This is a genomic window from Rhodoplanes sp. P11 (assembly GCF_964266735.1).
In the GTDB taxonomy this organism is placed as follows: Bacteria; Pseudomonadota; Alphaproteobacteria; order Rhizobiales; family Xanthobacteraceae; genus Rhodoplanes; species Rhodoplanes serenus.
The window spans coordinates 168,802-186,688 of sequence record NZ_CAXWGY010000016.1; the positions used below are offsets into that span (position 1 = coordinate 168,802).

Annotated in this window: 15 protein-coding genes; 4 read left to right on the forward strand and 11 right to left on the reverse strand. The window is 71.0% G+C overall.

The features are described from left to right. Positions 1-141: 141 nt before the first annotated feature. The 9 genes from bchE to ACFQUV_RS12625 form a co-directional block, all read right to left on the reverse strand. Positions 142-1,701, reverse strand: a complete 1,560-nt coding sequence (gene bchE, locus ACFQUV_RS12585) for a magnesium-protoporphyrin IX monomethyl ester anaerobic oxidative cyclase (protein WP_111384291.1) — start codon at positions 1,699-1,701, stop codon at positions 142-144. A gap of 91 nt (positions 1,702-1,792) precedes the next feature. Continuing rightward, positions 1,793-2,890, reverse strand: a complete 1,098-nt coding sequence (locus tag ACFQUV_RS12590) for a phytoene/squalene synthase family protein (protein ID WP_129607475.1) — start codon at positions 2,888-2,890, stop codon at positions 1,793-1,795. Continuing rightward, positions 2,871-4,409 (reverse strand): phytoene desaturase, encoded by a 1,539-nt coding sequence (locus ACFQUV_RS12595; RefSeq protein ID WP_129607477.1) that lies wholly within the window; start codon positions 4,407-4,409, stop codon positions 2,871-2,873. The genes ACFQUV_RS12590 and ACFQUV_RS12595 overlap by 20 nt, the downstream gene beginning before the upstream one ends. A gap of 241 nt (positions 4,410-4,650) precedes the next feature. Beyond that, the gene (gene bchO, locus ACFQUV_RS12600; RefSeq protein ID WP_129607479.1) at positions 4,651-5,550 is read right to left on the reverse strand and encodes an alpha/beta fold hydrolase BchO; all 900 of its coding nucleotides are present in this window, start codon (positions 5,548-5,550) and stop codon (positions 4,651-4,653) included. A 182-nt stretch (positions 5,551-5,732) separates the two neighbouring features. After that, positions 5,733-6,803, reverse strand: coding sequence for a class 1 fructose-bisphosphatase (locus ACFQUV_RS12605; RefSeq protein WP_111384287.1), 1,071 nt, complete (start codon positions 6,801-6,803; stop codon positions 5,733-5,735). Between the two features lie 229 nt (positions 6,804-7,032). Next, on the reverse strand, positions 7,033-8,118 hold the full coding sequence (locus ACFQUV_RS12610; protein WP_129607481.1) for an alpha/beta fold hydrolase: 1,086 nt from the start codon (positions 8,116-8,118) through the stop codon (positions 7,033-7,035). A gap of 180 nt (positions 8,119-8,298) precedes the next feature. After that, positions 8,299-10,107 carry a magnesium chelatase subunit D gene (locus ACFQUV_RS12615; protein ID WP_129607483.1) on the reverse strand — a complete coding sequence of 603 codons (1,809 nt, stop codon included), beginning with the start codon at positions 10,105-10,107 and terminating at the stop codon, positions 8,299-8,301. A 101-nt stretch (positions 10,108-10,208) separates the two neighbouring features. Further along, positions 10,209-11,231 carry a magnesium chelatase ATPase subunit I gene (gene bchI, locus ACFQUV_RS12620; protein ID WP_111384284.1) on the reverse strand — a complete coding sequence of 341 codons (1,023 nt, stop codon included), beginning with the start codon at positions 11,229-11,231 and terminating at the stop codon, positions 10,209-10,211. 450 nt (positions 11,232-11,681) lie between these two features. Beyond that, the gene (locus tag ACFQUV_RS12625) at positions 11,682-12,662 is read right to left on the reverse strand and encodes a tripartite tricarboxylate transporter substrate binding protein (RefSeq protein WP_111388732.1); all 981 of its coding nucleotides are present in this window, start codon (positions 12,660-12,662) and stop codon (positions 11,682-11,684) included. Between the two features lie 100 nt (positions 12,663-12,762). On the opposite strand from ACFQUV_RS12625, the gene ACFQUV_RS12630 reads away from it, so the two are divergent. Together ACFQUV_RS12630 and ACFQUV_RS12635 are read left to right on the forward strand one after the other, a co-directional pair. After that, positions 12,763-13,569 (forward strand): aspartate dehydrogenase, encoded by an 807-nt coding sequence (locus ACFQUV_RS12630; protein WP_129607485.1) that lies wholly within the window; start codon positions 12,763-12,765, stop codon positions 13,567-13,569. Positions 13,570-13,688: 119 nt separating this feature from the next. Further along, positions 13,689-14,078, forward strand: a complete 390-nt coding sequence (locus ACFQUV_RS12635) for a VOC family protein (RefSeq protein WP_129607487.1) — start codon at positions 13,689-13,691, stop codon at positions 14,076-14,078. Between the two features lie 16 nt (positions 14,079-14,094). Here ACFQUV_RS12635 and ACFQUV_RS12640 read toward each other — a convergent pair whose 3' ends face one another. Beyond that, complete coding sequence (locus ACFQUV_RS12640) at positions 14,095-14,781, reverse strand: helix-turn-helix domain-containing protein (protein ID WP_165363749.1); 687 nt, start codon at positions 14,779-14,781, stop codon at positions 14,095-14,097. Positions 14,782-14,806: 25 nt separating this feature from the next. Further along, entirely contained in the window at positions 14,807-15,373 is a 567-nt protein-coding gene (gene efp / locus ACFQUV_RS12645) for an elongation factor P (RefSeq protein WP_111387612.1), read from the reverse strand. Between the two features lie 223 nt (positions 15,374-15,596). Between efp and epmA the strand changes: the two genes are divergently transcribed. Both epmA and ACFQUV_RS12655 read left to right on the forward strand, forming a co-directional pair. After that, on the forward strand, positions 15,597-16,634 hold the full coding sequence (gene epmA / locus ACFQUV_RS12650; protein WP_129607490.1) for an EF-P lysine aminoacylase EpmA: 1,038 nt from the start codon (positions 15,597-15,599) through the stop codon (positions 16,632-16,634). Positions 16,635-16,747: 113 nt separating this feature from the next. Further along, positions 16,748-17,887 carry a lysine-2,3-aminomutase-like protein gene (locus tag ACFQUV_RS12655; RefSeq protein WP_129607492.1) on the forward strand — a complete coding sequence of 380 codons (1,140 nt, stop codon included), beginning with the start codon at positions 16,748-16,750 and terminating at the stop codon, positions 17,885-17,887.

Sequence of the window (17,887 nt, forward strand, 5' to 3'; positions counted from 1 at the left end):
ATCACGACCCCTGAAGCATCAGCTCTCTGAAACGGTCATGGCCGGGCTTGTCCCCGGCCATCACGCCTTTCTGGTCCGAAAACCCGCTCGTGGATGGCCGGGACGAGCCCGGCCACGACGAGGCGGCGGACGACGAGAGACTCAGCAGGCCCGCACGGCCTCCGGCTTCTCGTCCTTCTTCTTCTTGCGGCCCTTGGGGGCGGCCTGAAGATCGGCGCTCTGCGCCTCGGTGATGGTGCGGGTCTCGTCGAAGCCGAAGTCGACCTTCTTGGACTGCGGACCCCAGTAGCCGACGCGGCCGAGATCGTAGAACTTCCGCTCGAAGGAGCTCTTCAGGTACGCCTTCATGCAGCCCATCATGTAGCGGCGCTTCTCGCGGTCCCGGATGAACGGATACTCCAGGAACATCTTGCGCATGTAGAAGCGCCGGTAATTATGCATGACGCGGTCGAGCAGCTCGACCCGGGTCATCGCGTCCGGCTTCATGATCGGCGTGACGAAGTTGTACTTCTCGAAGTCGAACACCTCGACCTTGTCGCCCATCTCCTGGAACAGGTCGGAGAACGGCCACGGCGTGTACATCGACCAGTTGGCCATGTCGCAACCCCAGTCGCGGGCCATCTGGTAGGTCTCCTCCAGCGTCTGGCGGGTCTCGTTCTCGAGACCGACGATGAACTGCGCCTCGGAGACGATGCCGTGCTTGCGCAGGAGCTCGATGGCGCGCTTGTTCTGCGCCACCGTGGTCTCCTTGTTGAAGAGGTCGAGCTTGAGCTGGGCGGCCGCCTCGGTGCCGAGCGAGACGTGGATGAGGCCGGCCTTGCGGTAGAGCGGCAGCAGCGCCTCGTCGCGGAGGATGTCGGTGACGCGGGTGTTGATGCCCCACATCACCGGCAGCTTGCGGGCGACCAGCTCCTCGCACAGCGCCACGAACTTCTTGCGGTGGATGGTCGGCTCCTCGTCGGCCAGGATGAAGAAGCCGACGCCGTACTCTTTCACCAGCACCTCGATCTCGTCGACCACCTTGATCGGGCTGCGGACCCGATAGGTGCGCCAGAACTTCCACTGCGAGCAGAACGAGCAGGTGAAGGGGCAGCCGCGCGCGAAGTTCGGCACCGCCAGGCGGGTGTTGAGCGGGATGTAGATGTACTTGTTCCAATCGAGAATGCCCCAGTCGGGGCTCAGGATGTCGAGATTCTCGATCGGCGGGGCGGCCGCGGTGGCGACGATGTTGCCGCCGTCCGCATAGGCGATGCCCTTGACGTTTTCAGGGTTCTTCTTGAACTCGCCGGAGTCGATGGCACGCACCAGGTCCAGCAGGATCTGCTCGCCCTCGCCACGGATCACCACGTCGACCCACGGTGCCTCGGCCAGCACCTGCTTGTACATGAAGGTGGCGTGGATGCCGCCCAGCACCGTGACCGCGTCCGGGTGCTCCTCCTTGGCGATCTGGAGGGCGCGCTCGGCCTTGTAGATCGCCGGCGTGATGGCGGTGGCGCCGATGACGTCCGGCTTCTCGGCCCGCAGCTCGGCCCGGAGCTGCTCCTCCGAGAGATCGTCGGTCATCGCATCGATGAAGCGGACGTCGGTATAGCCGTTCGCCTTCAGGGTGCCGACCAGATACGCGACCCAGGCGGGAGGCCAGTTGCCGGCGATTTCCGCTCCGCCCGAATGATAGTTGGGATGCAGGAGCAGAATGCGCATGTGGACCTCCCGGGAGTTGACGTGTGCCTGTCAAGCACCATTACACAACACCGGATGACAATCGGAATTGACAATTGTCATCCAGAGACGGCTACGGCTCGATGCTCGCGAGCCGCGGCGCAGGACGATGTTTCGCGGCGCGCCCTTCGCGCTGACCGAGGCGCTCGAACAGGTCGAGCACCCAGACGACACGCCGCCCCATGTCCCACCAGGGACCGTGGGCGGGATCGGGCCGGACAAGGCCGAGCGGCTCGGCCACGACGGCATCGACCAGGAAGCGGGTCTCGTCGAGCGCCGGCGCCGGCTTTCCGCGCGACACCAGCGGGCCGCCCGCGAAGGCGCGGGCCAGCATCACCAGCTTGCGGCGGCCGGGCACGTAGGCGCGCTGCGACACCGAGTCGAAGCCGTTGCGGGCGATCACCCGGCCGATCTCGGCATACATGGTGCGGGCCGCCAGGATGCCGGGGCGGCAGCCGAACGGCAGCCCGGCGATGCCCGATTCCGAGCGCCGATAGAGCACGTCGGCGGCGGCGAGCAGGCGCGCCACCACGCTCGCCAGGCGCTCGTCGAAGTACGGCGCGGCGAGCCAGGCGTCGGGATCGAGCCCGGCCTCGCGCATCCACGACAGCGGCAGGTAGATGCGCCCCATGCGGGCGTCCTCGCCGACATCGCGGGCGATGTTGGAGAGCTGCATGGCGACGCCGAGATCGCAGGCCCGCGCCAGCGTGTCGGGATCGCGCACCCCCATCAGCAGCGTCATCATGGCGCCGACGGTGGCGGCCACCCGCGCCGAGTAGGCGTAGAGGCCCGAGATGTCCTCGTAGCGGCGCCCCTCGGCGTCCCAGGCGAGCCCTTCGAGCAGGGCGTCGGGGATCGCCTTGGGAATGGCGTAGCGCGCCACCATGTCGGCGAAGGCGCGGTCGGTCGAGGTCGGCAGCGGCCGTCCCGCATAGGCGAGATCGAGCCGCGCGCGCAGCCGCGCCAGCGCGTCGCGCTCGCGATCCTCGCCGTCGACCTCGTCGTCGGCGAAGCGGCAGAACGCATAGAGCGTGTAGGCGGGCGAGCGCACCGCGCAGGGCAGCAGCAGCGACGCGGCGAAGAACGTGCGCGAGCCCTGCTGAATCATCGCCCGGCAGGCGGCGACGTCCTGCGGCGAGGCAGTCGGGTTCTCAAGCCAGATCGGCACCATGGGGCACGATGGAGTCGAGCACGCGGGCGGACGACAGGACACCGGGCAGGCCGGCGCCCGGATGGGTGCCGGCGCCGACCAGATAGAGCCGGTCGACCTCCTCGCTGCGGTTGTGGGGACGGAACCACGCGCTCTGGGTGAACACGGGCTCGAAGCCGAAGGCTGCTCCCAGCACCGAGCGATAGCGGGTGTGGAAGTCCAGCGGCGTGATGATGCGGGACGAGACGACGTTCTCTTCCAGGCCGGGCAGCACGGTGCGGGCCAGGAAGTCGGAGATGGCGCGCCGGTAGGGCTCGGCGGCATGCGCCCAGTCGACCCCGCTGCCGAGATGCGGCACCGGCGAGAGGACGTAGAAGGCGTCACACCCGGGCGGCGCCAGCGACGGATCGGTGGCGGTCGGGTGATGCAGATAGAGGCTGAAGTCGGGCGCCAGCACCTTGCGGTCGAAGATGTCGCGCAGGAGTTCCTTGTAGCGCGGCCCGAGCAGGATCGAGTGGTGCGGTACGCCGCGATACTGGCGCTTGGTCCCGAAGTACCAGACGAACAGGCTCATCGAGTAGCGCGCCTTGCCGAGCTTGCGGTCGGTCCAGCGGCGGCGCACCTCGGCCGGCAGCAGGTGCCGGTAGGTCCAGGCGGCATCGGCGTTCGACACCACGATGTCGGCCGCGATGGTCTCGCCCGAGACCAGCCGGACGCCGGTGGCGGCGCCGCCCTCCACCGTGATGGCGGCAACCTCGGCGTCGTAGCGGATGGTGTTGCCCTGCGCCTCGATCAGCCCGGCCAGGCCCTTCACCAGCGCGCCGGTGCCGCCCATCGGGAACCAGACCCCGAAGGTGTTCTGGAGATAGGTGATCAGGCAGTAGATCGAGGTGACGGCGAACGGATTGCCGCCGATGAACAGCGGATGGAAGGACAGCGCCGTGCGAATGCGCGAGTCCTTCACGTAGCTCGCCGCCAGACCGTGGACGGTGCGCCAGCTCTGGAGCCGGACGAAGTCCGGCAGCACCTTCGCCATCGAGGTCAGCGAGTGGAACGGCACGTTGGAGAGCTTCTCGAAGCCGACCTCGTAGATCGCCTTGCTCTTCTCCAGGAAGCGCTCGTAGCCCTCGACGTCGCCCGGCGACAGCCGACCGACCTCGCGGCGCATCGCCTCGATGCCGTTCGACTCGGTGAAGGTCTCGCCGTCGTCGAAGCGGATCTGATAGAGCGGATCGAGCTGCTTGAGGGTGATGTCGTCGGAGAACTTGCGGCCGGCCAGCGCCCACAGCTCCTCGAAGAGCTGCGGCAGGGTGACGATGGTCGGGCCGGCATCGAAGGTGAAGCCGTCCTGGCGGAACACCGAGCCGCGGCCGCCGGGCTGGTCGAGCTTCTCCAGCACGGTGACGCGATAGCCGCGCGCGCCGAGCCGGATCGCCGCGGCCAGGCCGCCGAACCCGCTTCCGATCACGATGGCATGGGGCACGCGCGCGCCGGGGCGGACCACGGGAGGGCGCGGCCGATCGAGTGTCAAGCTGGACATCACGGAGGACTGTAACAGTGAATTGACACTGGAGCTAGCGCGGAGACGCCCCGATCGGCCACTTGGTGGTTTTACGGATGCGCCGGAAGGAGACCGGCCCGACGTGTCGTTTCCCCTGGCCGTAGCGCCCAAGGGGCGCTCGCCCGGGCGGGGAAAGCTCAGATAAAATTCGAGGAAGCAAAGGCTTGTCTAGGGCAGCCCCTCTGAGAGAAACAGCCGTCCAAGGCTGCCGGTCCCGCATTCAGCCGTCGCAGGTCGCCCCTGGGGGTGCCACCTCGCGCCAGAACTCTTCCACCAGCCCGGCGATCTCGGCCGGCTTCTCCTCGTGGGCGAGGTGGCCGAGGGTGCGCAGGCAGACCACCCGGGCGCCCGGCACCAGGTCGCGGGCCTGGAACGACTCGTCGGGCGGCACGGTGCCGTCGCGGCCACCGGCGATCAGCAGCAGCGGAGTGGCGAGGCGCGGCAGGTCGGCGGTCAGCGGCCCCAGGTCCCAGTTCGCCATCATGGCGAGCGCCGCATGGACATGGCCGGGATTGCGGGCGAGCCGGCCATAGAGCTCCTCGCCGACCGGCTCGACCTGCGAGCCGGTGCTGTTCAGGATGCCGCGCACCAGCCCCTTGTTCTCGGCCCGCCAGGCGAACAGGCGGGCCGTCAGGGTGGTGCCGGCGAGCAGGCGCGCGATCGGCGCGAAGGTGTGGCCGGCGACGCCGCGGAACGGCATCAGGGCGCCGTTGATGCTGACCAGGCCGCGCGGCGCGATCAGGCGATCGAGGGTCATCCGGATCAGCACCGCGGCGCCGGCCGAGTGGCCGGCGGCGAGCGCCGGCCGCACACCCAGGGCCTGGACCAGCGCATGCACCGCCGCCGCCATGCCGGGCAGCGACAGGCTGGAATCGTCGGCGATGCGGGTGAAGCCGTGGCCGGGCAGATCGGGCGCGATCACCCGGAAGCCTTCGGCCAGTCGCGGGGCGAGGTCGCGCCACGAATGGGTGGCGGCGCCCGTCCCGTGGAGCAGCAGCAGGACCGGCCCGTCGCCAAGGTCCTGCAAATGCCAGTCGATTCCGCCGGCGCTTACGAAACGACTTGCGGCGCGGTTCGGCCAGTCACGGCCGTCGCGCTCCCAGACCAGATGATCGCCCATGCTGAAACGTCACGATTGAAATCACGCCGTCAGGCCGCCGCATCGACGCCGACCCGCTACGTCCCGCCGTCGCCCGCGGATCATGGCGGCCGCTCACCGCGCTTGCGGCACTGCGGCCCGCCCGACCTCACCGCCGCCGGCCGTCGACCTCGCAAGCCGCGGCCCGCGGTTCGCCGGCCCGCTCATTCGGCCGACTGGAACAGCTCCGACGTCTTGAACTTGGGCGTCTCGTACTTCCGCCCGCTGTGATCGCGGTGATACGCCTCGATCCGCTCCACCTCCTCGCGCGAGCCGAAGATGAGGGCGATGCGCTGGTGCAGCTTGCTCGGCTTCACGTCGAGGATGCGGTCCTGCCCGGTGGTGGCGAGCCCGCCGGCCTGCTCGGCGATCATGGCGATCGGGTTGGCCTCGTACATCAGCCGCAGCTTGCCCGGCTTGCCGGGGTCGCGGGTGTCGCGCGGATACATGAACACGCCGCCGCGGATCAGGATGCGGTGACAGTCGGCCACCAGCGAGGCGATCCACCGCATGTTGAAGTCTTTTCCGCGCGGACCCGGCTTGCCCTGGAGGCACTCGTCCACATAGCGCTTCACCGCCGGCTCCCAGAACCGGGCGTTGGAGGCGTTGATGGCGAACTCCTGAGTGGTCGGCGGCATCTTGATGCGCGGATTGGTCAGGATGAACTCGCCGAGCTGCGGATCGAGGGTGAAGCCATGCACCCCGGTGCCGACGGTCAGCACCAGCATGGTGGACGGGCCGTAGATGGCGTAGCCGGCGCAAACCTGCTTGACGCCCGGCTGGAGGAAGTCCTCGGGCCGCGGATCGACGCCCGGATTGGGCGCGCGCAGGATCGAGAAGATGCTGCCGACCGGGGCGTTGACGTCGATGTTGGAAGAGCCGTCGAGCGGATCGAACAGCAGCAGATACTTGCCGCGGGGATAGCGCGGCGGGATGGTCCACGGCATGTCCATCTCTTCCGACGCCATGCCGGCGAGCTGGCCGCCCCATTCGTTGGCCTTGATGAACAGCTCGTTGGCGATGACGTCGAGCTTCTGCTGTGCCTCGCCCTGAACATTGGTGGCACCGGCCGCCCCGAGCACGCCGGCGAGCGCGCCGTTGGCGACGCGCCGGGCGATCGCCTTGCAGGCGAGACCGACATCGATGATGAGCGCGCTAAAATCGCCCGTGGCTTCCGGGAACCGGCGGCGTTCCTCGATCAGGAATTGCGACAGCGTCGTGTGATCGGCGAGCATTGTTTGTCTCCCAATCTCCAACCCATAACGTCCACGACGAGCAGGCTGCAAGCGGGAGTCCGAAATCTCCGGAACCGCCGGCTTCACAACACCGCCGGCCTCGCTTGCTCGCGTCGCACGACTATAGGCCCGCACCCCCGCAAAAACCACGGTGATGTCGCATCAGCGATCAAAAACTCCCCGAGCGGGCATCGCGGTCGGCCGACCCGCCGCCCGACCGCGGCGCCCATCAGTCGACCATCGCGGGCGCCCTGCTGGCCGCCGCGTCGGCCAGGAAGGCGTCGTAGGTGCGCACGAACTCGCCCGGCATCTCGAAATGCGGGAAGGCACCCGAGCGGAAGCTCTTGACGGTCCAGTTCGGTCGCCGGCCGAACTCGCGAAGCTGGGTGTAGTCGACGAAGTCGCCGCGCACCCCGTGGATCGCCAGCACGGGCATCTGAAGCTGCTCGTAGAGTCGCGTGATGTCACGGCTGAACAGGAAGCCGCTGACGAAGTAGAACGGCGCGTGCTCGGCGCCCGGCTGGTGGGAGGTGAGGTAGTCGTAGTCCCACAGACCTTCGTCGATGTCCTTGGAGCCCCACGCTTTCTCCAGGAAGTACCGGGCGCTCACACGGGTGTTCAGGAGATCGTAGACGGCGCGGCCCCAGACCGGGAACGAGAACGCCCCGTAGGCCACGCTGCTGCCGCGGGTGCTGCCGGGCGGCCCGTGATAGGGGCCGCGCGAATCGAGCCCGGTGGGGCTGACCAGGGCGAGGCTGCGGAAAGCGGCCGGCGCCTCGGCGGCGGCGCGGGCCAGGAACTCGCAGCCGAGCGACAGCGCCACCGCGTCCACCGGCCCGTCGCCGTGGATGCGGCGGATCTCCTCCACCATGGCGTGGATGGCGTCGGTCATCAGGCGCGGCGTGTAGGTGCGCGGGCTGCGCTCGGAAAACCCGAAGCCGGGGAGATCGAGGGCATAGACGGGGCGGCGCGTGCGCATCGCCTCGTAGATCGGACGCACCTCGTAGGCGGAGGCCGCCGCGTTGACGCTGTGGACCAGCAGGAGCGGCGGCAGGGCGGCCTCGGCGGCCGGCGCCGTGGTCGGCTCGGGGCCGGCCGTGTAGTAGCTCACCCGCCCCGCGATGGTGTCCATGTCGCGCTGGTCGCCCGGCAGGGCCGGCGGCAGGCGCAGGCGGTGCGGGATCAGGAAGGTGCTGCACGCCAGCCAGCCGAGGGCCGCGGCGGCCGGGACGGCGGCCAGGCCGCGCAGCCGGCCGGCCGCGCTGCCGCGCCGGGTGGGGGCCGGACGGCGGACGAACACGGTGTTGCGATTCATGCTGAAAGCCTCGACTGGTGGCGCGGGGCGCCCGACAACACCTCCATAACGTTCGGTGGTAGGTGTTGGTTCTCTTCGGCCGATGGCGATCGTCGCGGCGGTCGTGACGTCGCGGCGTGGCGTCGCAGCCCGGGCGGCACCCGGGCGGGCGAGCGCATCGGGACGATCGGTCGGGCCGAGCTATCCGGCCAGCGACTCGCGCGGCGGCGACACCGCCTTGACGGCCCCCGAGATCGCCGCGGCGTCCGCATAGGGCAGCGGCAGGTACATCGCATCCATCTCGGCCGCGATCTTCCGGGCGAGCGGACGGGGGTGGGGCGCAGTGTCGACCAAGAGCGCCGTGATGCCGGCGGCGCGCAGCGCGCGGGCCGAGGCGAGCGCGTCCTCCTCGGCCTTGGGCCGGCCCGGCGAGCCGTCGCGGGCGATGTTGGCGGAGCCGTCGGTCAGCAGGATTACGAAGGGCGTCTGGCCCTTGCGGCGGATCTGGTCGCCGAGCGCGATGGCGAGGTCGAGCCCGCAGGCGAGCGGCGTGCCGCCCCCGCCCGGCAGGCCGGCGAGGTTGCGCTTGGCCCGCACGAGGGAGCGGGTCGGCGGCAGCAGCAGCTCGGCCGCCTTGCCGCGGAACGACACCATGGCGACCTGGTCGCGCCGCACATAGCACTCGGCGAGCAGCAGCTCGACCGCGCCCTTGGCCTCGGCCAGCCGATGCAGCGCCGCCGAGCCCGAGGCATCGACCACGAAGATGGTGGCGGTCTCGGTCCGCTGCTTGAAGCGGGTGATGCGGAAGTCGTCCTTGCGCACCTCGACGCGGGCGCTGCGCTCGCCCTGCCCGCTCATCGCCCGCTCGCGCCGGCGCAACGGCTGCCAGGGTGCCGCCGCCCGCAGCGTCTCGACGACGTTGAGGCGGGCCCCGCCCGAGCGCGGCTCGCCGCGCCGCACGCCGGCCGGGCGGCCGCGCAGCTTGGTCTTCTGGAGATGGCCGGCGCGGCCCGCCGAAGGCTGGCGCGGCTTGATGCGGCCGGCGAGGCGGAGCTGCTCGAGAATCCCAGCCGGGATCGCCGCCTTGGCGGCTTCCAGGATCATGTCTTCGAGCGGGCGGTCCTCGACGTTCTGCTGCTCTTCGTTCTTGCCGTCGGGCGGCGGCTGGTCGTCCTGCTGCTGCTCGTCGGGGGGCGGCGGCTCCTCCTCGGGCGGCGGCAGCGGCAGGCGGGTGGCGCGGGGCGCCAGCACCAGGCGGGCCGCCACCGCGGCGTCCTCCTTGGCGATCTCGCTGCGGCCGGCGAGCGCCGCATGGGCGCGGGCGACGGCGAGCGCCAGCAGCGGCGCCCGGATCGACCACACCCCGAGCGACAGCGCGGTGCCGCACAGCGCCTCGATGACGTCGTCGGGGGCCGTGACGGCGGCGAGCCGGGCGCGCGCCGCCGCGACATCGTCGGCGGTCGGTGCGTCCTCGGCCGGCGGCTCGGCCGAGACGCCCTCGAAGTTCAGGCGGAAGGCGAGCCGGTCGGCGAGCGCGGTCGGCGGCTGCTCGTCGTCGGTCATGCCCTCGTCGAGGGCGACGATGCCGAAGCGGGTCGGCGTGTCGATGGCGATGCCGTCGCGCTCGATCACCACCCCGCCATTGTCGAGCACGGCGGCGAGCCGCGCCGCGGTGCCGGCCGAGACCCGCTCGGCCATCGCCACCAGCAGCACGCCGCCGTCGGTCTCGGCCAGGATGCCGCGCTCGGCGATCGGGCGGCCGGCCCGCAGCGTCGCGGCGAGATCGAGGCCGCCGAGCAGGCGGCTGTCGCTGATGTGCAGCGGCAGGCGGCGCACCGGGGCGTCCGGCGGCAGCAGGCTCTTCAGGGTGGCGAGCCAGCGCTCACGGGCGAAGCCCGGCAGCGACCGCATGGCGATGCCGACGATGCCGGCCGGATCGACGGCGAACAGCGTCGCCGCCAGCACGGCGTCGGCCCACGGGGAGCGTTCGGTTCGGTCTTGGTCGGTCATTGTCGGCTCTCGCAACTGGCCGATGAAGCCGGGACGGCAGGCCGCGCTCGTCGCCCCTCGCCTCTCCCGCACGTCGGGAGAGGCGGACGCGAGCGCACCGATCACGCGCCGAAATGCTCCGCCAGCGCGCGCTCGACCCGCACGGTCGAGCCGGCCTCGTCGAGCGGGTTGCGGCGCAGGCGATGGCGCAGCGCCGACGGCGCCACCCGCTTGAGGTGCTTGTCGCCGACGGTCGCGTCGCCCTCCAGCGCCGCCAGCCCGCGCGCCGCGCGGATCAGCGTCAGCTCGCCGCGCAGGCCGTCGGTGCCGAGCCCCATGCACAGCTTGGCGGCACTCTCCAGGGTGGCGTCCGGCACCTTGACCTCCGGAAGACGCTCGCGCGCGGCCAGGATGCGGCGGCGCAGCTTGTCGTCCTCCTTCTTCCACTTGGCCACGAAGGCTTCGGGATCGCGCTCGAAGGCGTCGCGCCGGCGCACCACCTCGATGCGGGTGGCGAGGTCTTCCGGGGTACGCACCTCGACCGACAGGCCGAAGCGATCGAGGAGCTGCGGCCGCAGCTCGCCCTCCTCCGGGTTGCCGGTGCCGACCAGCACGAAGCGGGCCGGATGGCGAATCGAGATGCCCTCGCGCTCGACCACGTTCTCGCCCGAGGCGGCGACGTCGAGCAGCAGATCGACCAGGTGGTCCTCCAGCAGGTTCGCCTCGTCGATGTAGAGGAAGCCGCGATGGGCGCGGGCCAGCAGTCCCGGCTCGAACGCTTTGACGCCCTGGGTCAACGCCCGCTCCAGGTCGAGCGCGCCGACCACCCGGTCCTCGGTGGCGCCGAGCGGCAGGTCCACCACCGGCACCTGCACCTGGCGGCTCTTGACCTTGCTCTCGTCGAGCCCGCGGCAGTGCTCGCAGGCGGGCGCCGGGCGGCCCGGCTCGCAGCCGTACGGACAGCCGACCACCACCTTCATCTTGGGAAGGAGCTGCGCCAGGGCGCGCACCGCGGTGGACTTGCCGGTGCCGCGGTCACCGAAGGCGAGGACGCCACCGACCGACGGATCGACGGCGGCGATCAGGAGGGCGAGCTTGATCTCGTCCTGCCCGACGATGGCGGAGAACGGAAACACCAGTGCCATGGAGGGCCCAATCTCGATGCGGAGCAATGCACGACGTCCCGTGCGACCGGCGGCCGCCGGCACGGACGAACGGCGGGACGAGTATAGGAACGCCGCCGCGGCCGCAACATGCGTACGCCTCCGGACCGTGACGGCCGAACGAGGGGGGCGTGGGGCAGCGCAGCCCGCCCCGCGGCGCGCCGCAGCCTCACCGCGCGCGGCAGCCCGCCGCACGGGATACTGGCCGGAAACTATACGGGATGGAGACTATATGGGCCGGGGCTCTCCCGCGCCGGTGCCGACGCTCGCCGGGTACGACGCGCGCCAAATGCCATACGCCCCGAAGCCAGTGCTCCGAAGCCAGTGCCTCGAAGCGAGTGCCGAGCGGGCCGGGCGGCCCGCCCCCTTGCCAAGCCGTTCCGCCGCCCATGCGTGGACGGCAGGGTGCGGCGGCACCCGCGACGGCCGCGATCACTCCACCTGGACGCCGCTCGCCTTGATGGGCGCCGCCCACTTCTCGATCTCGCTCTTGACGAACGAGACGAGATACTCGGGGGTCTGCCGCTCCGGCGCCACCACCACGGCGCCGAGACCCGCCAGCCGCTCGCGCACCGACGGCGTCTTCATGGTCTCGATCAGCGCGGCGTTCAGCTTCTTCACCACCGCGGCCGGGGCCCCCTTGGGCAGGAAGATGGCGTTCCAGGTATAGGCCTCGACGTCGACCCCCTCCTCGCTCGCGGTCGGCAGGTCGGGCAGCGCCGGCGAGCGGGTCTTGGTCAGGATGGCGATCGGCTTGACGGTCTTGCCGTCGATCTGCGCCTTGGCGGTCGAGATCATGTCGCAGAGATAGTCGACGCGCCCGCCCTGGAGGTCCTGCATGGCGGGGCCGGTGCCGCGGTACGGAACGTGGGTCACGTTGAGCCCGGCCGTGCTGTTGGTGACCGTGCAGGCGAGATGGGAGGCCGAGCCCGAGCCGGCGGAGGCGAACGACATCTTGGCCGCGTTCGCCTTGGTGTAGGCGACGAACTCGCGGAAGGTCTTGGCCGGCAGGTCGTTGCGGGCGACCAGCACGATCGGCACGTCGGCCAGCAGCGCCACCGGGGTGAAATCGGTCTCGGCGTTGTAGAGCGGCCGCTTGTAGAGGGTCTGGTTCTGGGCGTGGGTGCCGACCGTGCCGAGCACCATCGTGTAGCCGTCCGGCGCCGCGTTGGCGACCCGCTGCGAGCCGTTGCCGCCGCCGGCCCCGCCGACGTTCTCGACCACCACCTGCTGGCCGATAACCTCGCCCAGGCGCTGCGCGACGATGCGTCCCAGCACGTCCGTCGGTCCGCCGGCCGCGAACGGAATCACCATGGTCAGGGGTCGGGTGGGATAGTCCTGCGCGACGGCGGCCGTGGTCACGCACAGTGCGGCGACGACCGACAGGCCGACCTTGAACGCGGCACGAAGCATCGGTTCCTCCTTGTTTGATCGGAGCGTTCGGATATGAAAAGCGATCTGCACGTCCGGCGGCGGTAAAGTCGCAGGAAAATCGGCCTACGGGAAGGCGAAAATGGTGCCCCTGCGGATTGGAGTTGCCGGGCTGGGCGCGATCGGCCGCATCGTGACGCGCGCCCTCGCCGACGGCATGCCGGGCCTGGAGCTCGCCTGCATCGCGGTCCGCGATCCCGGCAAGGCGCGCACCTGGCTGGAGCAGCAGAGCATCCCCTGCCCGATCGTCAAGCTGGAGGCGATGCCGTCGCATGCCGACCTGGTGGTCGAGTGCGCGCCGGCGAGCGTGCTGGAGGACATCTGCCGGCCGATGCTGTCGGCCCGCAAGCGGGTGATGGTGCTCAGCGCCGGTGCTCTGCTGCCGCGGCCGGAGCTGCTGGAACTGGCCAAGCGTAAGGGCGGCCAGATCATCATCCCGACCGGCGCGCTGATCGGCCTCGATGCCGTCACGGCCGCCGCCCAGGGTACCGTCCATTCGGTCCGCATGGTCACCCGCAAGCCGCCGCGCGGGCTCGCCGGCGCGCCCTTCCTGGTCGACAACGGCATCTCGGTCGACGGGCTCGGCGAGCCGCTGCGCGTGTTCGCCGGCTCCGCCCGCGAGGCCGCGGCCGGCTTCCCGGCCAACGTCAACGTCGTCGCGGCGCTGGCGCTGGCCGGCATCGGCCCCGATCGCACCACCATCGAGATCTGGGCGGACCCGGGGGTCGAGCGCAACTGCCACACCATCGAGGTGGACGCCGACTCGGCCAAGTTCTCCATGTCGATCGAGAACATCCCGTCGGAGAACCCGCGCACCGGGCGGATCACCGCGCTGTCGGTGCTGGCCGCGCTCGCCAAGCTGACGGCGCCGCTGCGGGTCGGAACCTGACCGCCGGCTCGTCGCTTCGGGCTGCCCGCTGTCGCATTCCTTCAAGACGTCCGCCGGCCGCTCGCCTACTGGGGGGCCGAGCCCGCGGCCGCGGGCGGCTCCATCCGAAGAGGTCCCCCATGCAGCTCCGCTACACCATCCTGTATGTCGAGAACGTCGCCGCGACGCTCGCCTTCTACGAGGCGGCTTTCGGGGTGAAGCGGCGAATGCTGCACGAGAGCGGCGACTACGGCGATCTCGATACCGGGGCGACACTGCTCGCCTTCTCGTCGCTCGCCCTGATGGAGAAGCTCGGCAAGTCGCCGGCCCGGCCGCAACCGGGACGGCCGGTGTTCGAGATCGCCTTCGAGACCGCCGACGTAGCGGCCGCCTTCGCGCACGCCGTCGCGGCGGGCGCCACCCCGGTGCAGCCGCCGGAGGCGATGCCGTGGGGCCAGACCACCGCCTATGTGACCGATCCGAACGGCTTCCTGGTGGAGATCTGCACCCCGGTGGCGCCGCCGGCCTGAGCGGCCGCAGCCGGCATCAGTCGCAGCCGGGATCGGCGAGCCGCGCGACCCGGGCGGGATCACGCCGCAGCGCCGTCGGGGTGAGGCCGAACCAGCGGCCGAGGTCGCGGCTCATATGGGCCTGGTCGGCATAGCCGTGGGCATGCGCCACCGCCGCCAGGCTCGCCGCCCCGGCGAGCGCCCGCGCGGCCCGGCGGGCCCGCACCAGCATCAGCCAGAACGACGGCGGCCGCCCGGTGGCGGCCAGGAGCAGCCGCTGGAGGGTGCGCGGAGCGACACCGAGATCGGCCGCCGCGGCGGTCACCCGGTAGGTCGACGACGCCTCGCCCGTGCTCCCGCCCGCATCCGCCAGCGCCGCGATCGCCTCGGCGACGGCGGCCGGCACGGTGGCGAAGTCGGCGAGCCGCGCCCGCACCACGTCGGCATCGGGCTCACAGCCGCGCAGGGATACCAGGAGAGCGTCGGTCGCGATGGCGGTGCCGGGCCGCAGCCGCCAGCCGGCGGCCGTGTGGCCGGCCGCAAGGACGACCGTGCGGGCGCGGTCGTCGAGATCCGACACGAACCAGCGCGGCGGGGCGCCGGGAGCCTGGTGGCAGATCAGGTCACGGCAGCCGTCCGGCGCGATCCAGCTCGCCGCCGGTCCATCCGACCCCGCCGGAGCCGCCCGCCAGTTCGCCAGAACGGGTGTCGGGAGAGACGGCACGTCGCACCGCACCGAACGTCCGGCTTCAGTCCTTGGCGCGCTCGACGTAAGTGCCGTCGGCGGTCGACACGACGATACGGGTGCCGGTGCCGATATGCGGCGGCACGCCGGTGCGCAGGCCATTCGACAGCACCGCCGGCTTGTAGGACGACGAGGCCGTCTGCCCCTTCACGGTCGGCTCGGTCTCGACCACCTCGAGCACCACCCGCTGCGGCAGCTCGAGGCCGACCACCACCCCCTCGTGCACCGACAGCTTGCACTTCATCTCGGGCTGGAGATAGACGGCCTGATCGCCGACCACGTCCTCGCCGGCGGCGACCTGGTCGTAGCTCTCCATGTTCATGAAATGGAAGCCGTCGGCATCCTGATACAGGTACTGGAACTCGCGCTCCTCCACATGGGCGCGCTCGACCTGGTCGGTGGTCTTGTAACGCTGCGACAGCTTCACGCCATCGGACAGGCGCCGCATGTCGAGCTGGGTCACCGGGGTGCCCTTGCCGGGGTGGATGTTCTCCGCCGTCAGGATGACGTAGAGCTTGCCGTCGAGATCGACGATGTTGCCCTTGCGGAGCGAGCTGGCGATGACCTTCACGTGCGTTAGTCCTCGTTGGATGGCGGCCGGCGCGCCAGCGGGGAGCGGCGTCGAAGCCCGGAAACCGGCGATTTCGCGTGCAACATACTGATCCTGAAGCGCGCCGCCAGTGCTTTCGCGTCGGAGCGGGAGCCGGCTGCGGTCCTTCCCGGGGCCGCGGCCCGAACCAGGAAATACCTGTGATTCAAAGCTTTAGAATCGATTATCGAGGCCCGGCCGGGCGATGACGGCCGCCTCCCCGTGGTGGTCGCCGCATGTCCATGCCGACCGCCGGCCGCTGCTGCTCGCCCGCAACCGCATCGCGGCGCGGCTGCGCGCCCACCTGGCCGCCCAGGACTTCGTCGAGATCGATGCCGCCGCGCTCCAGGTGTCGCCCGGCAACGAGGCCCATCTGCACGCCTTCGCCACCGAGGCGATCGGCCCCGACGGCGGGCGACGCAACCTCTACCTGCACACCTCGCCGGAATTCGCCTGCAAGAAGCTGCTCGCCGCCGGCGAGCCGCGCCCGTTCTGCCTCGGCCATGTGTTCCGCAACCGCGAGCGCGGCGCCCTCCACCACCCCGAGTTCACCATGCTGGAATGGTACCGGGCTGGCGAGCCCTGGGGTACCGTGATGGACGACTGCGCCACCGTTTTGGCGCTCGCCGCCGAGACTGCCGGCACCCGGACGGTGTCGTTCCGCGGCGTCACCGCCGACCCGTTCGCCGCGCCCGAGCGGCTGACCGTCGCCGAGGCGTTCGACCGCTTCGCCGGCATCGATCTCCTCGCCACCGTGACGGCGACCGAGACCGACCGGGACGGCCTCGTCGCCGCGGCGACCGCGGCCGGCATCCGCACCGCCGCCGACGACACGTGGTCGGACGTGTTCAGCCGCATCCTGGTCGAGCGCGTCGAGCCGAAGCTCGGCATCGCCCGCGCGACCCTGCTCACCGAATATCCGGTCGCCGAGGCGGCGCTGGCGCGGCCGACCGCGCACGACCCGCGGGTGGCCGAGCGGTTCGAGATGTATGTGTGCCGGGTGGAACTCGCCAACGGCTTCGGCGAGCTGACCGATGCGGGCGAGCAGCGCCGCCGGTTCGTCGCCGAGATGGACGAGAAGGCGCGCGTCTACGGCGAGCGCTATCCGATCGACGACGATTTCCTGGCGGCGCTCCCCGTGATGCCGGAGGCGTCCGGCTGCGCCCTCGGCTTCGACCGGCTGGTGATGCTGGCCACCGGCGCGCCGCGCATCGACCAGGTGATCTGGACCCCGGTGGCGTAGACGGCGCCGCGGCAGCGCGCAACTGCTCCCCGCCAGCGGCGGGGAGAGGTGAAGGGAGCCCGCCTTGTGGCCGCCGCGCCGCCGGCGTATCGCTGGAAGCCGAAAGGCCCCCGATGACCACGCGATCCAAGACCCTGCGCAGCGCCGCCGAGCTTGCCGCCGCCGGCCTGGTGCCCGATGCCCGCGTCGCCGTGCTCGACGCGGTGGCGGCACGCTATGCCGTCGCGGTGCCGCCGGCGCTGGCCGCGCTGATCGATCCGACCGACCCGAACGATCCGATCGCCCGCCAGTTCGTGCCCGATCCGGCCGAGCTCGACACCGCCCCGGAGGAGCGGCCCGACCCGATCGGCGACGACGCCATGAGCCCGGTCGAGGGCATCGTCCACCGCTACCCGGACCGGGTGCTGCTCAAGCTCGTGCATGTCTGCCCGGTCTACTGCCGGTTCTGCTTCCGCCGCGCCATGGTGGGGCCGGAGGGCCGCCCGACGCTGTCGCCGAAGAAGATCGCGGCGGCGCTCGACTACATCGGCGGCCGGCGCGAGATCTTCGAGGTGATCCTCACCGGCGGCGACCCGCTGATCCTGGCGCCCGACAAGCTCGGCGCCGTTGTGGCCGCGCTCGGCGCCATCCCGCATGTGCGGGTGGTGCGGCTGCACAGCCGGGTGCCGGTGGCGGTGCCCGAGGCGATCACGCCGGCGCTGGTGGCGGCGCTGAAAATTCCCGGCAAGGCCACCTATGTGGTGCTGCACGCCAACCATCCCCGCGAGCTGACGGACGCGGCGCGACGAGCCTGCGCCCGGCTGATCGACGCCGGCATCCCGATGCTGTCGCAATCGGTGCTGCTCAGGGGCGTCAACGACGACGACAAGACGCTGGCCGAGCTGATGCGGGCCTTCGTGGCCGCGCGCATAAAACCCTACTACCTGCACCACGGCGATCTCGCGCCCGGCACCGCGCATCTGCGCACCACCATCGCCGACGGGCAGGCGCTGATGCGGCGCCTGCGCGGCCGCGTCTCCGGCCTCGCTCAGCCGACCTATGTGCTCGACATTCCGGGCGGCGCCGGCAAGGTGCCGGTGGGGCCGACCCACGCGGTGCCGGCCGGCGGCTGCGCCCCTGGCGCCGAGCGCTGGGAGATCGAGGACCTCCAGGGCCGCACCCACACCTATCCGCCCGAGCCCGAGGACCAGGAGCCGCCGTTCGAGGAGGATGACGTGCAGGACGACGAGGACGAGGCCGACGGGACCATGTAG